Origin of the sequence: Sphingomonas sp. (assembly GCF_029239295.1) — a bacterium.
Taxonomy (GTDB): domain Bacteria; phylum Pseudomonadota; class Alphaproteobacteria; order Sphingomonadales; family Sphingomonadaceae; genus Sphingomonas.
This window is the reverse complement of record NZ_JAQZBC010000005.1, coordinates 149,899-170,213: the sequence shown is the minus strand read 5'-3', so window position 1 is coordinate 170,213 and position 20,315 is coordinate 149,899. Positions and strand designations below refer to the sequence as shown.

The following is a 20,315-nucleotide window of genomic DNA, read 5'->3' as shown; positions in this document are numbered from 1 at the left end:
GGGAGCGCCGATCAGTTAGCAGGAGCAGCGTTCGCGCTCGCCTTGGCAGCGACAGCCTTGCCGCCCTTCGCCTTGGCGTTGCAGGTGTCGAGCGCGGCGGCATCAAACGACTGACCGTTGGCGCTGAAGCCGCTCAGCGCGCCGGTGCTGCGGGCGACGAGCTGGCACGCCGCCATTTCACGCATCGGCGCATTGGTGGCGACATAGGCGCCGTCACGAAGCTGCCACGCGGTGTCACGGGTCATCAGCACGGTCTTGGTTGGGGTCTCGGCCGGGGTGGCGATGTAAGCGCCGTTGGGCTGCGCCTGGGCGCCGAACGCCGCCAGCAATGCTGCGGAGGCGAGAACGGACTTGGCAAGGATGCGAATCATGATGGGCTCTCCCATAAACCTAATGCGTTCCATCTAAATGCTGCGAAAGCGAGTTTCAATAGACAACTCGCATGTGCGAGTTGCGATCGGCAACTTTTATTTGGTACTCGGCTGATGGGGCGCGATGCGCTACCTTGTTGTGTGAGAAGGAGTATCAATGGCTGAGTTGCGCGAGCCGCTAGCGGAGTGCAGTCTTCCCGCCGCGCTGGAATCGATGGGAGAGCGCTGGGCGTTCCTGATCCTCCGTGCGGCCTTCAACGGATTGAAGCATTTCGAGGAGTTTCAGTCCGAACTCGGTATTGCCCGCAACATCCTTGCCAATCGCCTCGCGCGCTTCGTCGATCACGGCATTATGGAGCGTCGTTCCTTGATCGAGGATCGGCGAAAGATCGCCTACCATTTGACCGACAAGGGCTATGCGTTGCTGCCGACGATGGTCGCGCTGCGGCAATGGGGGGAGAAGTGGGAAACCGGCTGTCCGGCGTTCCCGATCCTGGTGGATGCGCGGGACAATCGGCCGATCCAGCAGGTGGCCGTGCTCAGCCACGACGGCCGCGCGCTCGGGAAGGGCGACATGCACTGGGCGCTGCCCGGCGACCTGGAAGCGCCGGAGCGTACCGCCGCCGGATGATGCCGGCGGCGCCGAGAACGCGGATTAGATAAACAGTTCGGCCAGGAAGTCGCTCATCGCCTTCCAACTGCGCCGGTCGGCATTCTCGTCATAGCCGAAGCCCGGGGTGCGGCCCGCCGGCACGGATGCATCCGTAAAGGCGTGACCGGCATGGCCATAGGCGTGGATCTGCCAATCGGCGTGGTTGTCGGTAAGCTCCCGGCCAAGTGCGACCATCGTGTCGGGCGGGCAGAGCGGGTCTTCCCAGCCATGACAGACCAACAGCTTTGCCGTGATCGGATCGGCATTGGCATAATCGGGCCGGTCATAAACGCCGTGGAAGCTGACGCCGCCCAGTATCGGTAGCCCGGCGCGCGCCATGTCGAGCACGCATTTGCCGCCAAAGCAGAAACCGATCGCCGCCAGCCGCGCCGGATCGACCGCCGCAAAGCCGCTAAGCGCCGTGAGCGAGGCGGTCAGCCGGTCGCGCAACAGGCCACGGTCGGCGTCCAACTCATCCATGAACTCCGAGACGTTGCTGCTCTCGCGTGTCTTGCGCCGACCTTGGCCGAACACGTCACAGGCGAGCGCGACATAGCCGAGCTTTGCGAGATCCTCTGCCTTTTGGTTGTCAGCTTCCTTCTGCCCCAGGATATTCGGGCAGACGAGGACGCCCGGCCGCGGCGTTTCGACCTCATCCTCCCAGGCGATCACGCCTTCGAACGGGCCACCGGGACCATCATACACCAGGGTCTGCCGCACGATCGCCATCGAGAATCTCCTTCGCGGCGAACTTAAACCTTTCCGCGCGCGCTTGTCGAAGGGCGCTTCCACTCTCTAACAGCGCGCCAAACGCACAGGCGTCATTGCCAACGGGAGATATCGATGCCCAAGCTCGTCCTGATCCGCCACGGCCAGTCGGCCTGGAACCTCGAAAACCGCTTCACCGGCTGGTGGGACGTCGACGTCACGGAGAAGGGCGCCGCAGAGGCGACTGCTGCGGGCGAGCTGATGGCCGCGAAGGGCCTCGACTTCGATCTCACCTTCACCTCGCTTCAGACGCGCGCGATCAAGACGCTGAACCTGGCGCTGGAGGCGATGGGGCGTTTGTGGCTGCCGACCGAGAAGCATTGGCGGCTGAACGAGCGGCATTATGGCGGGCTGACCGGCCTCAACAAGGCGGAGACCGCCGCCAAGCACGGGGAGGAGCAGGTGCACATCTGGCGCCGCAGCTTCGATATTCCGCCGCCCGCGGCTGAGGCAGGCAGCCCGTATGATCTCAGCAATGATCGCCGCTACGCCGGGATCGACATTCCCGCGACCGAGAGCCTGAAGGATACGATCGCCCGCGTCCTCCCCTATTGGGAAGAGCGGATCGCGCCCGCGCTGAAGGATGGGCAGCGCGTGCTGATCTCCGCGCATGGCAATTCGCTGCGTGCGCTCGTCAAGCATCTGTCGAATATTCCGGACGACGAGATCACCAGTCTGGAAATCCCGACCGGCCAGCCGATTGTCTATGACCTGGACGATGATCTGCGCGCGCTCGATCGCTACTACCTCAACGAACGCTGACCTCTACCGCCCCCAAGACAGAAGGCCGCCTCGCATGACTGACAATGGTGCGCGCGGCGGCCTGCTGCTCGGGCTGGGCGCCTACACGCTATGGGGCGTGCTACCGCTCTACTTCCGCCTGCTCGCGTCGGTGCCCGCGCTCGAAGTGCTGGCGCAGCGAGTGATATGGTCGCTGGTCCTGTTGGTGCTGGTTGTCAGCGTGATGCGTCGCTGGCGGGCGATCCGAACCGCGGTCAATGCGCGCACGGTTGCGATGCTCGTTGCCAGTGCGGTGCTGATCGGGATCAACTGGCTGATCTATATCTGGGCGGTCAACAACGGACAGACGCTGGCGGGAAGCCTCGGCTATTTCATTAACCCGCTGGTCAATGTGGCACTGGGCGTCGCCGTCCTTGGTGAGCGGCTGCGCAAGTGGCAGGGAGTCGCGATTGCGGTAGCTGCGCTCGGCGTCATCATCATGGCGGTGTTCGCGCTGAACACGCTATGGATCTCGCTGACGCTCGCGGCGTCGTTCGGCGTCTATGGCCTAGTGCGAAAGGTGGTGGCGATCGATTCGCTGGGCGGTCTGCTGATCGAGACGCTGCTGCTGGCACCACCGTCCATCGCCTATGTGCTGATCGCCGCCGCCAATGGCACCGGCGCCATGGGGCGCAGCGTGTCGATCGACGCACTGCTCGTCGTCCTCGGTGTCGTAACGGCGCTGCCGCTGCTGATGTTCGCCGCTGCCGCGCGCCGGCTGCCTTATTCGGTGCTGGCGCTGCTGCAATATGTTGCTCCGACGCTGCAGTTCATCGTTGCGGTGGCGATCTTTGGCGAGCCGCTGCGCCCGCTGCACCTGTTCGTGTTCGGCCTGATCTGGATCGGATGCGCGATCTTCGCCTGGGATAGCGTCCGGGCGAGTCGCACCGCGCGGCGCGAGGCCCGCGACCGGATCGCCGCCGCCTCTTCCTGAGCGATCGCGGACAGGCACAGGTTCGCTCGCGGGGGCTCCCGTGCTAACGGCGTGCTTCAGGCAAGCACAATGAAGGTACGGACATGAACAGCCCGGATTCGACAACGATCCGCCACCATCTGGTCTTCGCCAATCCGAACCGCACCAGCTTCGACGGCCAGATTGTCGACACCTATGTCGAAACGGCGCAGCGTCTGGGCCAGGACGTCGTGGTTCGTGACCTCTACGCCATGGGCTTCGACCCTGTGCTGCGTAACGAGGAGCGTCCGATCGAGGGCGATGGGCAAGTGGCGCCCGATGTTGCGACCGAACTCGAATATCTGGGCACCGCGGACATCCTGGTCCTGGTTTACCCGATCTGGTTCGCGCTGCCCCCCGCGATCCTGAAGGGCTATGTCGATCGCGTCCTGGGTTCCAACTACAGCTTCCGCGACGTGCAGCAGCAATCGGGGCACCCCGCGCTGAAGGGCAAGCCGCTGCTGTCGTTCAGCACGTCCGGCACCTCGCTCGCCTGGCTCCACCAGAAGGGTCAGGTCGGATCGCTGCGCGAGATCTTCGATGCCTATCTGTGGCAGGGGCTGGGCATGCAGCAGGCCGAACATATCCGGATCGACTCCGTCGTCCCGGGAATGAAGGCCGAATATGCCGCCGAACAGCTGGAACGGGTGCGCTCAACCGTTGAACGTACCTGCGCGAAGTTGCTGAGCGATCGCCACTCGGCGCGGACCGCCTCGGTGATGCAGGGCACGCGAGACTGATCGCTGCTCCTTTCCGCGGTGTAGCGGCAGGGCGGATCAGGCGGCGAACAGTTCCAGCTGTTGCTTCTTGGGGGCGACAAGCGGCTTCAACTCCGCCTTGTCGGTCAGCGCGACGGGGCGCCAATCCTCGGCGATGATGAAGGGACGAATTTTCGCGATCGACACCGTCAGCCGAGCCACGTCATCCAGCCGCAGCCGTCGCCATCTGCGGCTGGTGAGGATGTTAGCGACTGCCTTCGTCCCCAGGCCGGGAACGCGCAGCAGCATTTCGCGAGGCGCGCGGTTCACGTCAATCGGGAAGACATCGCGAAACTTGAGCGCCCAGGCGAGCTTTGGATCGATGTCGAGCGGGAGCATGCCGGTCTTGTCATCGGCTGCGGCGACCACTTCCATCGGCTTAAAACCATAGAAGCGCATCAGCCAGTCTGACTGATAAAGCCGATGCTCACGCATCAACGGCGGGCGCTGCAGTGGGAGCACGGCCGAAGCGTCCGGAATAGGGCTGAAGGCGGAATAATAAACGCGGCGCAGATCAAAGCGATCGTAGAGCGTTGCAGCCTTGGTGACGATGTCGCCATCAGTGGCGGCATCCGCGCCAACGATCATCTGGGTCGACTGACCGGCCGGCGCGAAAGTGGGGGCGGACTTATACCGCTGCTTGGCGTCGCGCGTGTCGAGAATCGATGATTTTAGCCCGTTCATGGCGCCTTCGATCCGGCCGTTGTCCTTTTCTGGCGCCAGCCGCTTCAAGCCGCTCACCGTTGGCAGCTCGACATTGATCGACATGCGGTCGGCATAGAGGCCGGCCTGATGGATCAGCTCGGGATCGGCATCCGGGATCGTTTTGAGGTGAATATAGCCGCGGAAATGGTGATCCTCGCGTAGTGACCGCGCGACCTCGACCAGTTGCTCCATTGTGTAATTGGAGGAGGCGATGATGCCCGAGGAAAGGAACAGTCCCTCGATATAGTTGCGTCGGTAGAAGGAGAGGGTGAGGTTCACGACCTCCTGCGCCGTAAAGCGCGCGCGCCGCACGTTCGAGCTCTTGCGGTTGATGCAATAATGGCAGTCGAAGATGCAGCTGTTCGTCAGGAGGATCTTCAGAAGGCTGATGCAACGGCCATCGGGCGCATAGGCGTGGCAAATGCCCATCCCCTCGGTTGATCCCAAACCCTTGCCATCGCGCGAATTGCGTTTCGTGGTTCCCGATGAGGCGCAGGAAGCATCATATTTCGCTGCATCCGCAAGGATTTCCAGCTTCTGTCGGACATCGAGCTGCGCCATCTGTTCTGTATAAGTTCCGCTTTGCCGCTTGTCGACCGGTGATCGACGCTGTCACAATCCAGGGCTACCGCATGACCATGCACTCACGTCGTCTTGAGATCTTTGGCCCGTATCTGCTGCTGCTCGCGACCTGCGTCGCCGGCTGGTGGTTCAAGGCGCATTGTGGCGCATCGTGGATCGGCGACGAGCAATATATCACCGGCTGTTATTCGGATGCGGTGCCCTTTTGGGGGCTGCGCGGCGTGGCTGCGGGGCAGATCCCCTATGTAGAGGCGCGGATTGAATATCCGGTGCTGACTGGCGCGCTGATCTGGGTGGAAGGATTGATCGCCCGCGCGATCGGCGGCGCGGGGGCGGATGCGGCGGATTTCCTGTTCGTGGTCGCTTTGGTCAACACGGTGCTGGCGTTTGCCGTGCTGCGCATGATGGAGCGGGCAGGCGTGCCGGCCAGCCGGCGTTGGTGGTGGGCGGGCGCGCCGCCGATGGTGCTGTATCTGGGACATAATTGGGACATGCTGGCGGTGGCGCTGGCGGTGGCGGCGGTGCTGGCCGCGCGCCGGGGCGAGGCGCTGAGCGCTGCTGCGCTGGCGGCGATCGGCACCGCGGCGAAGCTGTTTCCCATTTTGCTGCTGCCGTTGCTCGGCCTCCAAACGTTGCTGCGCGGGGGCGAAAGCTGGCGGGAGCGGATAAGATCGGCCTGTATCATGACCGTGGTGGCCATCAGCTTTTGGGCGATGCTCAACGTACCTGTCGCGGTGCGGTCGTTTGACCATTGGAGCGAATTCTACACGTTCAGCCGCGAACGCGGCGGGACGGCCGCCGCGGTCTGGGAGATCATGGCGGCGCAAGGCTGGTGGGCGAGCGACATCGCCGCCCGCAACCTGTGGTCGTTCGTCGCCTTTACCGGCGGCGCGGCGGCGATCGTGCTGCTCGGATGGCGGCGGCACGGCGGACAAGCCTGGGTGCTGTTCACCCCGGTGCTGGCCTGGTTCCTGCTGACCAACAAGGTCTATTCGCCGCAGTTCGACCTGTGGCTGTATCCCTTCCTGTTGCTGACATCGCGGCGGCTATGGCCCGTCGCATGGTTCGTGGCCGGCGATCTGGCGGCCTATTGGGCGGAGTTCTGGTTCTTCGCGTCGCCCGGTGGCGGCGGCATGGGGGTGACGCAGGCGCACATCGCGATCGCGGCGGCGTTCCGGGCAGCAGCGATGCTGTGGATCATCGTGGATGCGGTGCGCAGCCCGGCGCCAGAGTGGCTGACGGCGCGGGCACTTACTCCGCCGCCAGCAACGTCTCCGCAGCCTGAAGGTCGACCGAGACCAATCGGCTGACGCCGCGCTCGATCATGGTGACGCCGAACAGGCGGTGCATGCGGCTCATCGTGACGGCATTGTGGGTGACGATGAGGTATCGCGTATCCGTCTCTCGGCTCATTCGGTCGAGCAGGTCGCAGAAGCGTTCGATATTGGCGTCGTCGAGCGGGGCGTCGACTTCGTCCAGGACGCAGATTGGCGCGGGGTTGGTGAGGAACAGGCCGAAGATGAGCGCGACGGCGGTGAGCGCCTGTTCGCCGCCGGACAGTAGCGTTAGCGACTGGAGCCGCTTGCCGGGCGGTTGGGCCATGATCTCCAGCCCCGCCTCGAGCGGATCGTCCGAATCGACCAGTTCGAGATGCGCCTGCCCGCCATTGAAGAGCGTGGTGAAGAGACGGCGGAAATGGCCGTTCACTGCCTCGAACGCGGCGAGCAGGCGCTGGCGCCCCTCACGGTTCAGCGTGCCGATCGAGCCGCGCAGGCGGTTCACCGCCTGGCCAAGTTCCTCGCGTTCGGCGGCATTGCCGCTGGCCCCAGCCTCAAGCTCCGCCAATTCCTGTTCGGCGACGAGATTGACCGGGCCGATCCGCTCCCGATTGCGGGTCAGCTTGTCGTGCGCGGCGGCTTCCTCCTGCGGAGTGCGGACGTCGGAGACGGCAAAATCGACCTTCTCGGGAAGGACGGGGGCGGGGCATTCGAACCGCTCACCCGAGACGCGGCCGAACTCGACGCGGCGAAGCTCCTGGCTTTCGGCGCGGGCAGCGGCACCGGCACGCGCCTCGCGCGCCTCGGCCAGAGCCTCGCCGGCGCGGCGGGCGGTCTCCTCGCTCTGCCTTAACGCGGCCTCGGCAGCGCGTTCGGCTGCGGCGGCTTCGTCAGCGGTCTTGCGGGCAGCGTCATGCTCGGCGTCGGCATCGGCGATGGCGGCGGCGAGTTCGTCGGGGCGCGCAGCGATGGCGCCGGTTTCGGCGGCGATCTCCGCCTCGCGCTTGCCCATGTCGGCAATCCGCCGGGCCGCGTCGCCGGCGCGGGCGCGCCAGCTTTTTACATCGGCCTGTGCGGCGGCGAGGCGGGTGCGGGCGTCCTCCCCGGCGCGTTCGGTCGCGACGCGGGCGGCGCGCGCCTCGGCGACAGCGGCGCGGCGGTGCTCGGCCTCGCGCTGGAGCGTGGTGACCGTGGCGACGGTGGCGGTGGTATCGGGCAGCGCCGTGAGAGCCGCGGCGGCGGTTTCGTGGTCGCGCGCGGCTTCGTCGCGTTCGGCTGCGGTCCGCGCAGCGCGGGCGTCGAGGTCGGCACGAAGGCCGGCCAGCCGCTCGATCTGCGCGGCGGCGCGGTCCTGCCGCGCGCGGGCGTCCCGCGCGCGCGCGTCGGCGCGGGCGAGCTGTTCGCGCGCGGTGCGCGCCGCGGCGCGGGCAGAGGCGATCGTCGCTTCCTCGCGGGCAAGATCGGCTTCGGCCACTGCCACGCGGTCGCGGGCGGCGGGGAGCGCTTCGTCGATTGCGGCAAGGCGGTTGAGGCGTTCGAGTCGCTCGGCGGCCGCAGCGCCGCTTTGTCTTGCCACATAGCCGTCCCAGCGGCGGAGCTGCCCGGCGCGGGTGACGAGGCGTTCGCCGGGCGCGAGGGTGCGCTGATCGTCGGTGTCGAGGACGATGATGTGCGCGAGTCGGGGCCCAAGCAGCGGCGGAGCGGTGACGTGGTGGATGAGGCGGCCGGGCGGGGCGCTCGCACCTCCATCAGCGGTGGCGACGTCATCCGACCAATAAGCGTTCGCTTGATGATCGAGCCCGACTTCGAGGTCGTCCCCTAGTGCGGCGGCGAGCGCGCGTTCGTAGCCGGGGGCGGCGCGAACGTGATCGAGCAGGCGGTCGCGGCCCTTGCGTTCGGTGGCACGGCGGAGCGCTGCGCCTTCGCTTTCGAGCGCGGCGAGATCGGCGCGGGCGGCGGCACGGGTGGCCTGCGCTGCGTCTCGTGCGGTGATGGCGGTGCGTTCGGCCGATTCGGCTTCGGCCTGGGCGGCGCGGGCGCCTTCTGCTTGTTGCAGGGCGGTGGCTAGCGTGGCGCCGGCAGTGTGGCGATCATGCTCGAGCGGCGCGGCGTCCCCGAGCGCGGCGAGTTGCTGCGCGACCTGCGCCACCTCCCGCTGGGCGCGATCGAGCCGCGTGCGCGCGGCGGCGGCGGCAGCATGGGCGACGCGGGTGTCGGCAGCTTCGGCGGCCTGGCGGGCGAGCGCTTGGGCGAGCGCGACCTCGGCGTCGCGGGCGAGCCGTTCGACATCGGCGAGCGCGGCCTCGCGGGCGGGCAGGTCGGCCGCGGCACTGGCGATGGCGGCTTCCAGCGCCTTGCGCTCGGCATCGAGCCGGGCGAGCGCCTCGGCGGCGTCATTGGCGAGAGCGCCCTCGCGCGTGCGATCATCGGCAATGCGAGCGGCGGCCTGGGCCAGTTCGGTTAGGCGGCGGTTGGTGGCCTGTTGCTCGGCATGGAGGGCGGCGAGTTGGTGGGCGATCTCGCCGCTGCGGTCGCGCGCGTCGAGCGCGGCGGTGCGCGCGGCGGCGAGCGTTTCGGTGGCCTGCACCTGCGCGCCGGCGGCCTGTTGCTGGAGAAGGTTGGCCTCTTTCACGCGCGCCTCGGCCGCCGCCGCCTCAGCCTTGGCCAGATCGGCCGCGGTGGCTGCTTCACGCCAGCGGGCGAAGATCATCCGCGCCTCGGCGACGCGGATCTGGATGGACAGGAGACGGTATTTTTCCGCCTGACGCGCCTGGCGGCGAAGCGCGGCGGCGCGCGCTTCCTGATCGGCGATGACTTCGTCGAGGCGCTCAAGATTGGCTTCGGTCGCGCGCAGTTTCTGCTCGGCGTCGCGGCGACGGACGTGAAGGCCAGCGATGCCGGCGGCTTCCTCCAGCATGGCGCGCCGGTCGGTCGGCGTCGCGGCGATCACCGCGCTGATCCGGCCCTGGCTGACGAGCGCGGGCGAATGCGCGCCGGTGGCGGCATCGGCGAAGAGCAGCGACACGTCCTTGGCGCGCACGTCCTTGCCATCGATGCGATAGGCGCTGCCGGCGCCGCGTTCGATGCGGCGGACGACCTCGGTTTCCGCGCCGTTCACCTCGGCGAGCAGCGACACTTCGGCGAAGTCACGCGGCGGCCGGGTCGCGGTGCCGGCGAAGATCACGTCTTCCATGCCCGCGCCGCGCATCGATTTCGCGCTGTTCTCGCCCATCGTCCAGCGTAGCGCTTCGAGCAGGTTGGACTTGCCGCAGCCGTTGGGGCCGACGACGCCGGTCAGCCCCGGCTCGATCCTGAGATCGGCCGGGTCGACAAAGCTTTTGAAGCCGGAAAGGCGCAGCCGCTTGATCTGCACAGTCGCGCCGTCTTGGCGCGATCAGCGGCGGTTGCGCAAGGGGGCGTCAGTTCCGCTGCGAGATGAGGCCGCGTGCAATCACCTGCGCCTGGATCTCCGCCGCGCCCTCGAAGATGTTAAGGATGCGCGCGTCGCACAGGATGCGGCTGATCTCAAATTCCAGCGCATAGCCGTTGCCGCCGTGGATCTGGAGCGAGGCATCGGCATTGCTCCACGCCGCGCGGGCGGCGAGCAGCTTCGCCATGCCGGCCTCGATATCGCAGCGCTTGCCCGAATCCTTGGCGCGGGCGGCGGCATAGGTGAGCTCGCGCGCGGCGATGAGATCGACGAGGCTCATCGCGAGCTTATCGGCGACGCGCGGGAAGTGGATGATCGCGCGGCCGAACTGCTGGCGGTCGAGCGCGTAGCTGAGGCCAAGCTCGAGCGCGCGGCGGGCAACGCCGACGGCGCGCGCGGCGGTTTGGATCCGCGCGCCCTCGAAGGTGCGCATCAATTGCTTGAAGCCCTGACCCTCCTCGCCGCCGAGCAGGGCATCGGCGGGGGCGGCCATGCCGTCGAACGAGAGCGCATATTCGCGCATCCCGCGATAGCCGAGCACCTCGATCTCGCTGCCCGACATGCCGGGGGCGGGGAAGGGATCGCTTTCGGTGCCGCGCGGCTTGGGGACGAGCAGCATCGAGAGGCCGGCATAGCCCTTCGCATCCGGCAGCGTGCGGGCGAGCAGGGTCATGAGGTCGGAGCGGCTGGCGTGGGTGATCCACGTCTTGGCGCCGTCGATCCGCCACATGTCGCCATCCCCATCAGGGGCGGCGCGGCGGGCGCGGGTCTGGAGCGAGCCTAGGTCGCTGCCGACATTGGGTTCGGTGAAGACGGCGGTGGGGAGCACTTCACCGCTGGCGATGCGCGGCAGCCATTCGGCCTTTTGCGCTTCGGTGCCGGAGCCGGCGATCAGCTCGCCGGCGATTTCGGAGCGGGTGCCGAGCGAGCCGGCGCCGATCCAGCCGCGCGACAGCTCCTCGGTGACGATGCACATGACGAGTTTCGAGAGGCCGAGGCCGCCGTAACTCTCGGGGATGCAGACGCCGAAGGTGCCGAGCTGCGCCATGCGCGCTACGGTGGCGTCGGGGATCAGATCGTTGGCGAGGTGCCAGCCGTGGGCGTGGGGCAGGATCTCTGCATCGGTGAAGCGGCGGAACTGGTCGCGGATCGCGTCCAGCTCGGCATCATGGAGCGTTTCGCTGGGCCATTCGCCGGCGGCGAGCCGATCGACCAGCGCGCGGCGGTCGGCGGCGGCGTCATGGTCGAGCAGGTCGGCGCAGGCGTCGGCGAGGGTGCGCGCGGCGGCGGCGAGGCCGAGGTCGGCGGGGCGGAACAGCTCGTTCTGGCCCATCGGCAAGCCACCGACGAGCTGGGCGATGCTTTCCTGAAAGGCGAGACGGGCGACGAGGGTGTTCGCCTCACCCGTGTTGCGATCCGCCCAATCGGCCACCGCCTCGAGCGCGGCGACGGTGGTGGCGACCCAGGCGAAGCCGTGCGCGGCGCGCTGTTCGGTGTCGATCGGCGCGGCGTCGAGCCGGGCCGCGAGGGCGGCACGGGCGTCGTCGCGATAGCGTTGCGCCGCCGCCAGTGCCTGCCCCAGCATCATGCGCGCTCGAAGATCGCGGCGATGCCCTGGCCGCCGCCGATGCACATCGTCTCAAGGCCATAGCGGCCGTCGCGGCGGACGAGCTCGCGGGTCAGGTTGGCGAGGATGCGGCCACCGGTGGCGCCGATCGGGTGGCCCAAGGAGATGCCCGAGCCGTTGACGTTGAGGATCTCGTTGCGGCTGTCGTCCCGGCTCCAGCCCCAACCCTTGAGGACGGCGAGCACCTGCGGCGCGAACGCCTCGTTCAGCTCGACGAGGTCGATGTCGGACCATGAGAGGCCGTTGCGGGCGAACAGGCGCTCGACCGCAGGCACCGGGCCGATGCCCATGCGCGAGGGGTCGCAGCCGGCGGCGGCCCAGCTGTGGAACCAGGCGATCGGCTCGAGCCCGAGCTCTTCCAATTTGTCCTCGGCAACGACGAGGCAGGCGGCCGCGGCGTCATTCTGCTGGCTGGCGTTGCCGGCGGTGACGACGCCGCCTTCGAGCGGGCGCAGCTTGCCGAGCGAGTCGAGCGTCGCATCGGGGCGGAAGCCTTCGTCGCGGTCGAAGACTACGGACTCACCCTTCTTCTGCGGTACCGAGACGGGGACGAGCTCGTCGGCGAACAGGCCCTTTTCCCAGGCGGCGGTGGCGCGCTGATGCGAGCGGACGGCATAGGCGTCGGCCTCCTCGCGGCTGATGCCGTAATCCTTGGCGAGATTCTCGGCCGTCTCGATCATGCCGCTGATGACGCCGAAGCGCTCGACTGGCTGGCTCATCAGGCGGCCGCGGGTGAGGCGATCGTGGATGGTGAGGTTACCGGCGCGCACGCCCTTGCGGATGTCGGTGGTGTAATGTTCGACGTTGGACATGCTTTCGCAGCCGCCGGCGACGACCACGTCGCTAACGCCGGTCTGCACCATCATCGCGGCGTCGATCACCGCCTGAAGCCCCGAGCCGCAGCGACGGTCGAGCTGATAGCCCGGCACCTCGATCGGGAGGCCCGCGGCGAGCCACGCCCAGTGACCGATCGCCGGCGCCTCGCCATTGCCATAGCCTTGCGCGAAGACAACGTCGTCGACGCGGCTCGGATCGATCTTGGTGCGCTCCATCAGCGCCTTCAGGATCGTCGCGCCAAGCTGGCCGGCGGTGAGCGAGGAGAGGCTGCCGCCGAACTTGCCGACGGCGGTGCGGATCGGGGCGACGATGGCGGCGCGGCGCAGGCCGGTGCTTTGGGTCATGGCTTCATCTCCTGCTGGGGGCAGGGGAGCATGGCGGCACGCGCCGCATTCACGGCGGTATCTGCCCGAACGATGGCGCGGGAATAGCCGCCCTTCATCATGCTCTCCTTATCAGGGCGAGCGAGTATCGGATGCGACCGGCGGTTTCAACCGCACGGATCTGTTTTCACTGGGCTGAAAAGTAGAGGTGGCCGGATGACACACATTGAGGACGGCGCCCGGCTGGTCGCCGCACGCCGCCGCCATTCTATTCCGCAGCGACCTTTGCTGCCTCGCCCGCTGCCTCGATCTCCGCGGCCTTCGCCTCGACCAGGCGGACGATATGGTCGATCATTCCTTCGTCCTGCACGACGTGATCGGTGACGCCCGAGAGATAGACCATGTGCTTGCCATTGCCGCCGCCGGTGAGGCCGATGTCGGTTTCGCGTGCCTCGCCCGGGCCGTTGACGACGCAGCCGAGGACGGAGAGCGACATGGGGGTGCGGATGTGCTGGAGCCGTTCCTCGAGGGTCTGGACGGTGCGGATCACGTCAAAGCCCTGTCGCGCGCAGCTGGGGCAGCTGACGACGCGCACGCCGCGATTGCGGATGCCGAGCGATTTCAGGATTTCGAACCCGACGCGGACTTCTTCCTCGGGCTCGGCCGACAGCGAAACGCGGATCGTGTCGCCGATGCCGTACCAGAGCAGCGATCCGATCCCGATCGCGCTCTTCACTGTGCCGCCGACGAAGCCGCCCGCCTCGGTGATGCCCAGGTGCAGCGGGCAATCCACCGCTTCCGCCAGCTGCTGATAGGCAGCGACGGCGAGGAACACGTCCGATGCCTTCACCGCCACCTTGAATTCGTGGAAGTCGCGGTCCTGCAGCAGCTTGATGTGATCAAGCGCGCTTTCGACCAGCGCCTCGGGGCAGGGTTCGCCGTATTTTTCGAGCAAGTCCTTTTCCAGGCTGCCGGCGTTGACGCCGATGCGGATTGCGCAGCCATTCGCCTTCGCGGCGTTGACGACTTCGTTGACGCGATCGGCCGAGCCGATGTTGCCCGGATTGATCCGCAGGCACGCCGCGCCCGCATCCGCCGCCTCAAGCGCGCGCTTATAGTGGAAATGGATGTCGGCGACGATCGGCACGCGCGCGGCGCGGACGATCTGCTTCAGCGCGGCGGTGGATTCGACGTCCGGGCAGCTGACGCGGATGATGTCCACGCCCGCTTCCTCGCAGCGGCGGATCTGATCGATCGTCGCGCGTGCATCATCCGTCGGCGTGTTGGTCATCGTCTGCACGGTGACGGGCGCATCGCCGCCGACGGGCACGTCGCCGACCATGATCTGGCGGCTGACGCGGCGGTGAATATCACGCCAGGGGCGTAGGGACATCGGGGGGCTTCCTATCGGCTTTGGCCTCGATATAGCGGGTCGCACACATAAACAAAACGTGGGGCAGGACGATGACACTTTCGCTGTACGACGCGGTCATCCCGTCGAACATCCAGATCCTGGGCGCGATCGACCGCCTGCTGGACAAGGCGGAAGTGTTCGCCGCCGAGAAGGGGATGAGCGCGGCCGAGCTTATCGACGCGCGCCTGGCACCCGACATGTTGCCGTTCGGCTATCAGGTGAAATCGGTCGCGGAGCATTCGATCGGCGGGGTCGAAGGTGTGCGCGGCGGCAATTTTTCGCCCAGCATGGCACCGTGGCCAACCGATTTTGCGGGGCTGCACGAGCGCATCCGCGGCGCGATCACCGCGCTGGAAGCAGTCGACCGGGCAGAATTCGATGCGCTGGTCGACAAGGACACGCAGTTTTCGATGGGCGAGCTGCGCATGCCCTTCACCGGCGCGCAGTTCCTGCTCTCCTTCTCGCAGCCCAACTTCTATTTCCACGCGACGACGGCCTACGGGATCCTGCGCGCGCAGGGGATGAAGATCGGCAAGCGCGACTTCCTGGGGGCGCTGCGCATGAAGCGGTGAAGCGTACCGCGCGGGCACGGTATCGGCATCAGCAACGTTTCGTAATATCTCGGTTGCGCTATAGCGGAGCGCCATGGACCACGTCGCGCCCGCTGTGCGCCATTATGGAATCGACTGGCTGCGCATCGGCGCGTTCGGGCTGCTGATCATCTACCATGTGGCGATGGTGTTCGCGCCATGGCCGTGGGTGGTGAAATGGCCCGAGACGTTCCCGTCGTTGATCGTGCCGATGGTACTGCTGACGCCGTGGCGGATCCCGTTGCTGTTCGTCGTGGCAGGCTTTGCGACACGGCGGCTGATCGCGCGCATGCCCAGCCTCGGCGCGTTCGCGCAGCAGCGCAGCCTGCGCCTGCTGGTGCCGCTGGCGTTCGCCATGCTGGTGCTGTTGCCGCCCGAACTATGGGTGCGGATCCGCCTGTCGGGTGATCCCGAAGGTCTCGCCGCCTTCTGGCTGGGCGATTACTGGCGCCCGTTGACGCAAAACGGCCGCGGCTTCCCGCAATGGGAGCATATGTGGTTCGTGGTATATTTGTGGGCCTACACCATGGCGCTCGCGCTGCTGCTGACGCGGGTCGGTGCCGGGCGCATCCAGGCGTGGTTCGAGCGGCTGGCGGTAGGACGGCGGATCATCTGGGTGCCGATGCTGGCGCTGGCGAGCGCCAAGGTCGCGTTGATGTTCGTGGTACCGGAGACGCAGGGACTGACCACCGACTGGGCGGGCCATGCGAGTTACCTGCCGCTGTTCCTGTTCGGCTTCGCACTGGGCGGGTCGACGACGCTGTGGCGCGCGATCAGTAGGCACTGGACCGGCGCGCTCGTCATCGCCGCGCTTTGTTCACTGTTCGTGATCTGGGTCGAGCTGCGTTACCAGGGGGCGGCCGCGCCGAGCCATGCGCTGATGGCGGCGGATCGCGCGGCACGGCTTGCCATGGCGTGGGGCGTGATCATCGCGCTGCTGCGGCTAGCCGATGGTGTGCTCAATCGCGATCATCCGCTGCGCCAACCACTCGCGGAGGCCGTGTTCCCGGCCTATCTGATCCATCACCCCGTGCTGGTCGTGCTGGCCTGGGCGATCCCGTCCTGGGGCATGAGCGCACGCGAAGGCTTTGTCTTCCTGCTGAGCGCCACCGCTGCCGCCTGCGCCGCCGGTTACGTGATCGGTCGCGACATTCCCTGGCTACGCCCGCTGATCGGCCTTGCGCCGGCGAAACCCGGCCCGGCGCGGCGGCTGGCCTAGCGGTAGCCGCCCTGCTAGTTGCCCGGCGATGCAGCGGCACTACGGCCTCGACTGGCTTCGGATCGGGGCGTTTGCGATCCTGATCCTGTATCATATCGGCATGGTTTTCGTGCCGTGGGGCTTTCACGCGAAGCTCGCCGCGGAACAATGGGTGACGGTGCCGATGATGCTGTCGAACCCGTGGCGATTGTCGCTGTTGTTCCTGGTGTCGGGCTATGCCAGCCGGGCGCTGTTCGTGCGCCATACCGGGCCGTGGCCGTTCGTGCGCAACCGCACCGCGCGGCTGCTGATCCCGCTGATCTTCGGCATGGCGGTGATCGTGCCGCCGCAGCCATGGGTCGAGCTGGTGACGCAGCATGGCTGGACGGGCGGTTTCCTGGCGTTCTGGAGCAGCGACTATTTCGCGTTTCGCCGGGTCGACGGCATCTTCCTGCCAACCTGGAACCACCTGTGGTTCGTTGCTTATCTGTGGGTCTATACGCTCGCCTTTACCGCGCTGCTGACGGTCACGCCGCGCAGCGCAAGCGCCGCGGCGCAGCGCGTGTTCGAGCGGCTGTTCGGCGGTGTCGGCGCGCTGATCCTGCCGATGGCGTGGCTGATGCTGGTCAGCGGCGTGCTGTTCCCCGGCGCGCGCGAAACGCACGAAATGGTGGGCGACTGGGTTGCCCATGCCACCTATTTCCCAATGTTTGCGCTTGGCTACGCGATGGCGGGCAGCGAACGGATGATCGCCACCTTCGCCCGGTGGTGGAAGGTGACGGCGCTGGCGGCGCTGCTCGCGTTCCTGACCGTGGCTGCGATCCAGATCGTCTTTGCCGGCTATCGCGTGACGCCGCGCCCGTTCGGCACGATCTTCAGCCTGGCGCGCGGGGTGCAGGGCTGGATGACCATCGCGGCGCTGATCGGCATCGCGGAGACATTCTGGAACCGCGACCATCGCTGGCGCCCGATGCTGACCGAGGCGGTGTTCCCTTTCTACATCATCCACCAGACGATCATCGTGGTCGTCGCTTATTGGCTGCTGCTCGCCGGCTTGCCGCTCGCGCTGGATTTCGTGATCCTGGTGGCGGCGACGGTGGCGGGCTGCTGGGCCTTTTACCTCGGCGGCCGCCGCGTGCCGTGGCTGCGCCCGCTGATCGGCCTGCGGCTGCACCGCCCGCGGGCCGGCATTCCTGATCCTCGCCCTGCCATTGTCTGACGAAAAAAGGATTCTCATGCGCCTGTTCCTGCCCGTTCTTGCCGCCCTGCTTGCAACCCCCGCCATGGCGCAGGAGGCGCCGCGCTGGTCGCTTGCGATCCATGGCGGTGCCGGGGTGATCGAGCGCGACAAGCTGACACCCGAGCAGGACAAGGCAATCCGCGCGGCGCTGAGCCAGGCGCTGGCGGCAGGATCGGCGGTGCTCGACAAGGGCGGCAGCGCGCTGGATGCGGTCGAGGCCGCGATCCACGTGCTGGAGGATGACCCGCATTTCAACGCCGGGCGCGGCGCGGTATTCACCTGGGACGGCCGCAACGAACTGGACGCGGCGATCATGGATGGGCGCACGCGGGCGGCCGGCGCGGTTGCGGGGGTTACCGGCACGCGCCATCCCGTCAGCCTGGCGCGCGCGGTGATGGAAAAGAGCGATCATGTCTTCCTGGCGGGCACCGGCGCAGACGCCTTTTCCCGCGCGCAGAAGCTGGAGCAGGCCGATCAGAGCTGGTTCGCGACGCCTGAGCGGCGGCGGCAGCTGGAGACGCTGAAGGCAAAGAAGCTGTCAGCGATCGACGTCGATCGCAAATATGGCACCGTCGGCGCGGTGGCGCGCGACGCGAGCGGCCATGTCGCGGCGGCAACATCGACCGGCGGCGTCACCGGCAAGCGCTGGGGCCGGATCGGCGACGCACCGGTGATCGGCGCGGGCACCTATGCCGACGATCGGGCCTGTGCGGTTTCGGCGACAGGCGCCGGCGAATATTTCATCCGCGAGGGCGTGGCGCATGAGATCTGCGCGCGCATCCGCTTCAAGGGCGAGAGCCCGCAAGTCGCGGCCGATGCGGTGATGGCCGAAGTGCAGGGGCTGGGCGGTGACGGCGGCGTCATCGTCAACACGCCGTCGGGCGCCACGGCCTGGAGCTATAACACGCCGGGCATGTATCGCGGGCGGGTGAGCGCCGGCGGTGCGCCGACCGTGGCGATCTATCGCGACGAGCCCTGATCGAAGCGTGACGGGTGCCGGCCGGGCACCCGTTGCCGCTTACTGGCCGAACGAGCCGGCGCGATAGAGCAGGGTGATGGCGACGCGGCGATTGCGCGGGTCCATCGGATTGCTGGTGATCATCGGCTCGCGATCGGCCACGCCCTCGATCCGGTGGAAGCGGCTTTCAGGAATGCCGCCGCGCGCCAGCCGGCGGCGTGTCGCCTCGGCGCGGCCCGTTCCCAGGATCCAGTTGTTCATCGCGCGCGGATCGCCAAAGGGCAGGCTGTCGGTATGGCCGCGGATCATGATCGGGTTCTGCGTTTCGCGGATCCCTTCAGCCACCATGCCGATCAGCGCCGACGCGTCGCTTTCCAGCGCCGTCGTGCCGAGCGCGAACATCGAATAATTGGCGTCATCGACCAGATCGATGCGCATGCCGCTTGGCGTCATCGTGAAGCGGATGTGCTTGGCGAGCTTTGCCAGGCCCTGCCGCTCGCGCAGTTGCTTTTCGACCTGCTGCTTCAGCTTGGCGAAGTTCTTCCGGTCCTCCGCCGCGATCGCCTGACGGCTGCGCAGCGAACCCTTGGTGCCGGTGCCGACCTTTTGGCCGCCGCCCGAATCGCTGTGCGCGACGATCATCGGCAGGCGTGAATTGCCGTCGTGCGGGCCGCTCTTTTCCTGGGTGGTGACCGAATCGCCGCCCAGCAGGCCGCTGCCGCCGATGCCCAGCGACTTGGTGTTGAGGATGGTCGGCGCAAAATAGTCGGCGATGCCCTTGCGCTGTTTCTCCGTGGTCGCGCCGAGCAGCCACATCAGGAGAAAGAACGCCATCATCGCGGTGACGAAATCGGCATAGGCGACCTTCCAGGCGCCGCCGTGATGGCCGCCGTGGCCCTCGATATAGATCTTCTTGACGATGATCTTGGGCGGCTGATTGCTGCCATGGGGAGCGCGCGCGGCCATCGCTTACTTGCCCCGAAGGCCGTCGAACACCTCGGCAAAGCCGGGCTGGTTGGTGTGCGCGATGCCCGAACGGGCGGCCTCGATCACCAGCGGCTGCGGGTGGCCGTGGAGCGAGGCGATGATGATCTGCTTCACCACATGATAAATGGCGGCATCGGCATCGATCACCTGCTTCAGCCGTGAGGCGAGCGGGCTGACGATGCCATAAGCGAGCAGCACGCCCAGGAACGTGCCCACGAGCGCAGAGCCGATCATCCCGCCGAGCACCGTGGGCGGCTGATCGATCGAGCCCATCGTCTTCACGACGCCGAGCACGGCAGCGACGATGCCCAGCGCGGGCAGGGCGTCGGCGAGCGAGGTCAGCGTGGTGTGCGGGCCCTCAACCTCATGATGGTGGGTCTTGATGGCGTTATCCATCACCTCTTCGACGGCATGGACGTCGAGCGTGCCGGAGGAGACGACCACCAGCCGCAGCGTGTCGGCGACCAGATTGACCAGGGTGTGATCGGCCAGCAGGCGCGGATATTCGGCGAAGATCGCGGAGGATTGCGGATCCTCGACATGCGGCTCCAGCGCGATCGGGCCTTCCATGCGCAGCATTTTCATCAGCTTGCTGACGAGGAAGATGACGTCGAGGTAATCCTGCTTCTTGTACTTGGGGCCCTTGAACACCTTGGCGAGGCCGCCGCCGACCGCCTTCAGCTCCTTGCCCGAGTTGCCGATGATCAGCGCGCCGGCAGCGGCGCCGCCGATGATCAGCATTTCGTGTGGCAGGGCGTGGAGCACAGGACCCAGCGAACCGCCCGTGAAGGCAAAGCCGCCGAAGACCATGGCTATAAGAACAACAAGGCCGATGGCGGCGAACATCTTTATCCCCGGACGCTACA

18 protein-coding genes are annotated in these 20,315 nt (G+C 67.1%); 9 read left to right on the top strand and 9 right to left on the bottom strand.

Annotated features, from left to right (window positions below; genetic code table 11):
- Positions 1-11: 11 nt before the first annotated feature.
- Positions 12-371 carry a hypothetical protein gene (locus K0S66_RS06835; RefSeq protein WP_301074590.1) on the bottom strand — a complete coding sequence of 120 codons (360 nt, stop codon included), beginning with the start codon at positions 369-371 and terminating at the stop codon, positions 12-14.
- A gap of 157 nt (positions 372-528) precedes the next feature.
- On the opposite strand from K0S66_RS06835, the gene K0S66_RS06830 reads away from it, so the two are divergent.
- Positions 529-1,002 carry a helix-turn-helix domain-containing protein gene (locus K0S66_RS06830; protein WP_301074589.1) on the top strand — a complete coding sequence of 158 codons (474 nt, stop codon included), beginning with the start codon at positions 529-531 and terminating at the stop codon, positions 1,000-1,002.
- A 24-nt stretch (positions 1,003-1,026) separates the two neighbouring features.
- On the opposite strand, the gene K0S66_RS06825 is transcribed toward K0S66_RS06830, so the two are convergent.
- The gene (locus K0S66_RS06825; protein WP_301074588.1) at positions 1,027-1,752 is read right to left on the bottom strand and encodes a dienelactone hydrolase family protein; all 726 of its coding nucleotides are present in this window, start codon (positions 1,750-1,752) and stop codon (positions 1,027-1,029) included.
- Between the two features lie 114 nt (positions 1,753-1,866).
- Here K0S66_RS06825 and gpmA point away from each other — a divergent pair, with 114 nt between their 5' ends.
- The 3 genes from gpmA to K0S66_RS06810 all read left to right on the top strand — a co-directional run bounded on the left by gpmA (position 1,867) and on the right by K0S66_RS06810 (position 4,263).
- The gene (gpmA, locus tag K0S66_RS06820; RefSeq protein ID WP_301074587.1) at positions 1,867-2,553 is read left to right on the top strand and encodes a 2,3-diphosphoglycerate-dependent phosphoglycerate mutase; all 687 of its coding nucleotides are present in this window, start codon (positions 1,867-1,869) and stop codon (positions 2,551-2,553) included.
- Positions 2,554-2,587: 34 nt separating this feature from the next.
- Positions 2,588-3,505 (top strand): EamA family transporter RarD, encoded by a 918-nt coding sequence (gene rarD / locus K0S66_RS06815; RefSeq protein ID WP_301074586.1) that lies wholly within the window; start codon positions 2,588-2,590, stop codon positions 3,503-3,505.
- A gap of 83 nt (positions 3,506-3,588) precedes the next feature.
- On the top strand, positions 3,589-4,263 hold the full coding sequence (locus tag K0S66_RS06810) for an NAD(P)H-dependent oxidoreductase (RefSeq protein ID WP_301074585.1): 675 nt from the start codon (positions 3,589-3,591) through the stop codon (positions 4,261-4,263).
- A 36-nt stretch (positions 4,264-4,299) separates the two neighbouring features.
- Here K0S66_RS06810 and K0S66_RS06805 read toward each other — a convergent pair whose 3' ends face one another.
- On the bottom strand, positions 4,300-5,547 hold the full coding sequence (locus K0S66_RS06805; protein ID WP_301074584.1) for a putative DNA modification/repair radical SAM protein: 1,248 nt from the start codon (positions 5,545-5,547) through the stop codon (positions 4,300-4,302).
- A 77-nt stretch (positions 5,548-5,624) separates the two neighbouring features.
- Here K0S66_RS06805 and K0S66_RS06800 point away from each other — a divergent pair, with 77 nt between their 5' ends.
- Positions 5,625-6,878, top strand: coding sequence for a hypothetical protein (locus K0S66_RS06800; RefSeq protein WP_301074583.1), 1,254 nt, complete (start codon positions 5,625-5,627; stop codon positions 6,876-6,878).
- On the opposite strand, the gene smc is transcribed toward K0S66_RS06800, so the two are convergent.
- From smc to ispG, 4 genes are all read right to left on the bottom strand, one after another.
- Positions 6,820-10,218 (bottom strand): chromosome segregation protein SMC, encoded by a 3,399-nt coding sequence (gene smc / locus K0S66_RS06795; protein ID WP_301074582.1) that lies wholly within the window; start codon positions 10,216-10,218, stop codon positions 6,820-6,822. The two genes, K0S66_RS06800 and smc, sit on opposite strands and share 59 nt — an antisense overlap.
- A 46-nt stretch (positions 10,219-10,264) precedes the next feature.
- Complete coding sequence (locus K0S66_RS06790) at positions 10,265-11,860, bottom strand: acyl-CoA dehydrogenase family protein (protein ID WP_301074668.1); 1,596 nt, start codon at positions 11,858-11,860, stop codon at positions 10,265-10,267.
- Positions 11,860-13,083, bottom strand: coding sequence for an acetyl-CoA C-acetyltransferase (locus tag K0S66_RS06785; protein ID WP_301074581.1), 1,224 nt, complete (start codon positions 13,081-13,083; stop codon positions 11,860-11,862). Before K0S66_RS06785 ends, K0S66_RS06790 begins: the two co-directional genes overlap by 1 nt.
- 247 nt (positions 13,084-13,330) lie before the next feature.
- On the bottom strand, positions 13,331-14,455 hold the full coding sequence (gene ispG / locus K0S66_RS06780; RefSeq protein WP_301074580.1) for a flavodoxin-dependent (E)-4-hydroxy-3-methylbut-2-enyl-diphosphate synthase: 1,125 nt from the start codon (positions 14,453-14,455) through the stop codon (positions 13,331-13,333).
- Between the two features lie 71 nt (positions 14,456-14,526).
- Between ispG and K0S66_RS06775 the strand changes: the two genes are divergently transcribed.
- The 4 genes from K0S66_RS06775 (at position 14,527) to K0S66_RS06760 (ending at position 18,483) form a co-directional block, all read left to right on the top strand.
- Positions 14,527-15,048 carry a DUF1993 family protein gene (locus K0S66_RS06775; protein ID WP_301074579.1) on the top strand — a complete coding sequence of 174 codons (522 nt, stop codon included), beginning with the start codon at positions 14,527-14,529 and terminating at the stop codon, positions 15,046-15,048.
- A 73-nt stretch (positions 15,049-15,121) separates the two neighbouring features.
- Positions 15,122-16,285, top strand: coding sequence for an acyltransferase family protein (locus tag K0S66_RS06770; protein ID WP_301074578.1), 1,164 nt, complete (start codon positions 15,122-15,124; stop codon positions 16,283-16,285).
- A gap of 28 nt (positions 16,286-16,313) precedes the next feature.
- A complete protein-coding gene (locus tag K0S66_RS06765) occupies positions 16,314-17,483 on the top strand; it encodes an acyltransferase (protein ID WP_301074577.1) in 1,170 nt (389 codons plus the stop codon).
- A 64-nt stretch (positions 17,484-17,547) separates the two neighbouring features.
- The gene (locus tag K0S66_RS06760) at positions 17,548-18,483 is read left to right on the top strand and encodes an isoaspartyl peptidase/L-asparaginase family protein (protein ID WP_301074667.1); all 936 of its coding nucleotides are present in this window, start codon (positions 17,548-17,550) and stop codon (positions 18,481-18,483) included.
- A gap of 39 nt (positions 18,484-18,522) precedes the next feature.
- Here the strand turns inward: K0S66_RS06760 and K0S66_RS06755 are convergent, their stop codons facing one another.
- Together K0S66_RS06755 and motA are read right to left on the bottom strand one after the other, a co-directional pair.
- Positions 18,523-19,428, bottom strand: coding sequence for a flagellar motor protein MotB (locus K0S66_RS06755; protein WP_301074576.1), 906 nt, complete (start codon positions 19,426-19,428; stop codon positions 18,523-18,525).
- A 3-nt stretch (positions 19,429-19,431) separates the two neighbouring features.
- A complete protein-coding gene (motA, locus tag K0S66_RS06750) occupies positions 19,432-20,295 on the bottom strand; it encodes a flagellar motor stator protein MotA (RefSeq protein WP_301074574.1) in 864 nt (287 codons plus the stop codon).
- Positions 20,296-20,315: the final 20 nt, after the last annotated feature.

What these genes read in the sequence shown, in the direction of transcription:
- K0S66_RS06835 (WP_301074590.1), bottom strand. Translation starts at nt 371, where the DNA reads ATGATTCGCATCCTTGCCAAGTCCGTTCTCGCCTCCGCAGCATTGCTG.
- K0S66_RS06830 (WP_301074589.1), top strand. Translation starts at nt 529, where the DNA reads ATGGCTGAGTTGCGCGAGCCGCTAGCGGAGTGCAGTCTTCCCGCCGCG.
- K0S66_RS06825 (WP_301074588.1), bottom strand. Translation starts at nt 1,752, where the DNA reads ATGGCGATCGTGCGGCAGACCCTGGTGTATGATGGTCCCGGTGGCCCG.
- gpmA (WP_301074587.1), top strand. Translation starts at nt 1,867, where the DNA reads ATGCCCAAGCTCGTCCTGATCCGCCACGGCCAGTCGGCCTGGAACCTC.
- rarD (WP_301074586.1), top strand. Translation starts at nt 2,588, where the DNA reads ATGACTGACAATGGTGCGCGCGGCGGCCTGCTGCTCGGGCTGGGCGCC.
- K0S66_RS06810 (WP_301074585.1), top strand. Translation starts at nt 3,589, where the DNA reads ATGAACAGCCCGGATTCGACAACGATCCGCCACCATCTGGTCTTCGCC.
- K0S66_RS06805 (WP_301074584.1), bottom strand. Translation starts at nt 5,547, where the DNA reads ATGGCGCAGCTCGATGTCCGACAGAAGCTGGAAATCCTTGCGGATGCA.
- K0S66_RS06800 (WP_301074583.1), top strand. Translation starts at nt 5,625, where the DNA reads ATGCACTCACGTCGTCTTGAGATCTTTGGCCCGTATCTGCTGCTGCTC.
- K0S66_RS06790 (WP_301074668.1), bottom strand. Translation starts at nt 11,860, where the DNA reads ATGCTGGGGCAGGCACTGGCGGCGGCGCAACGCTATCGCGACGACGCC.
- K0S66_RS06785 (WP_301074581.1), bottom strand. Translation starts at nt 13,083, where the DNA reads ATGACCCAAAGCACCGGCCTGCGCCGCGCCGCCATCGTCGCCCCGATC.
- ispG (WP_301074580.1), bottom strand. Translation starts at nt 14,455, where the DNA reads ATGTCCCTACGCCCCTGGCGTGATATTCACCGCCGCGTCAGCCGCCAG.
- K0S66_RS06775 (WP_301074579.1), top strand. Translation starts at nt 14,527, where the DNA reads ATGACACTTTCGCTGTACGACGCGGTCATCCCGTCGAACATCCAGATC.
- K0S66_RS06770 (WP_301074578.1), top strand. Translation starts at nt 15,122, where the DNA reads ATGGACCACGTCGCGCCCGCTGTGCGCCATTATGGAATCGACTGGCTG.
- K0S66_RS06765 (WP_301074577.1), top strand. Translation starts at nt 16,314, where the DNA reads ATGCAGCGGCACTACGGCCTCGACTGGCTTCGGATCGGGGCGTTTGCG.
- K0S66_RS06760 (WP_301074667.1), top strand. Translation starts at nt 17,548, where the DNA reads ATGGCGCAGGAGGCGCCGCGCTGGTCGCTTGCGATCCATGGCGGTGCC.
- K0S66_RS06755 (WP_301074576.1), bottom strand. Translation starts at nt 19,428, where the DNA reads ATGGCCGCGCGCGCTCCCCATGGCAGCAATCAGCCGCCCAAGATCATC.
- motA (WP_301074574.1), bottom strand. Translation starts at nt 20,295, where the DNA reads ATGTTCGCCGCCATCGGCCTTGTTGTTCTTATAGCCATGGTCTTCGGC.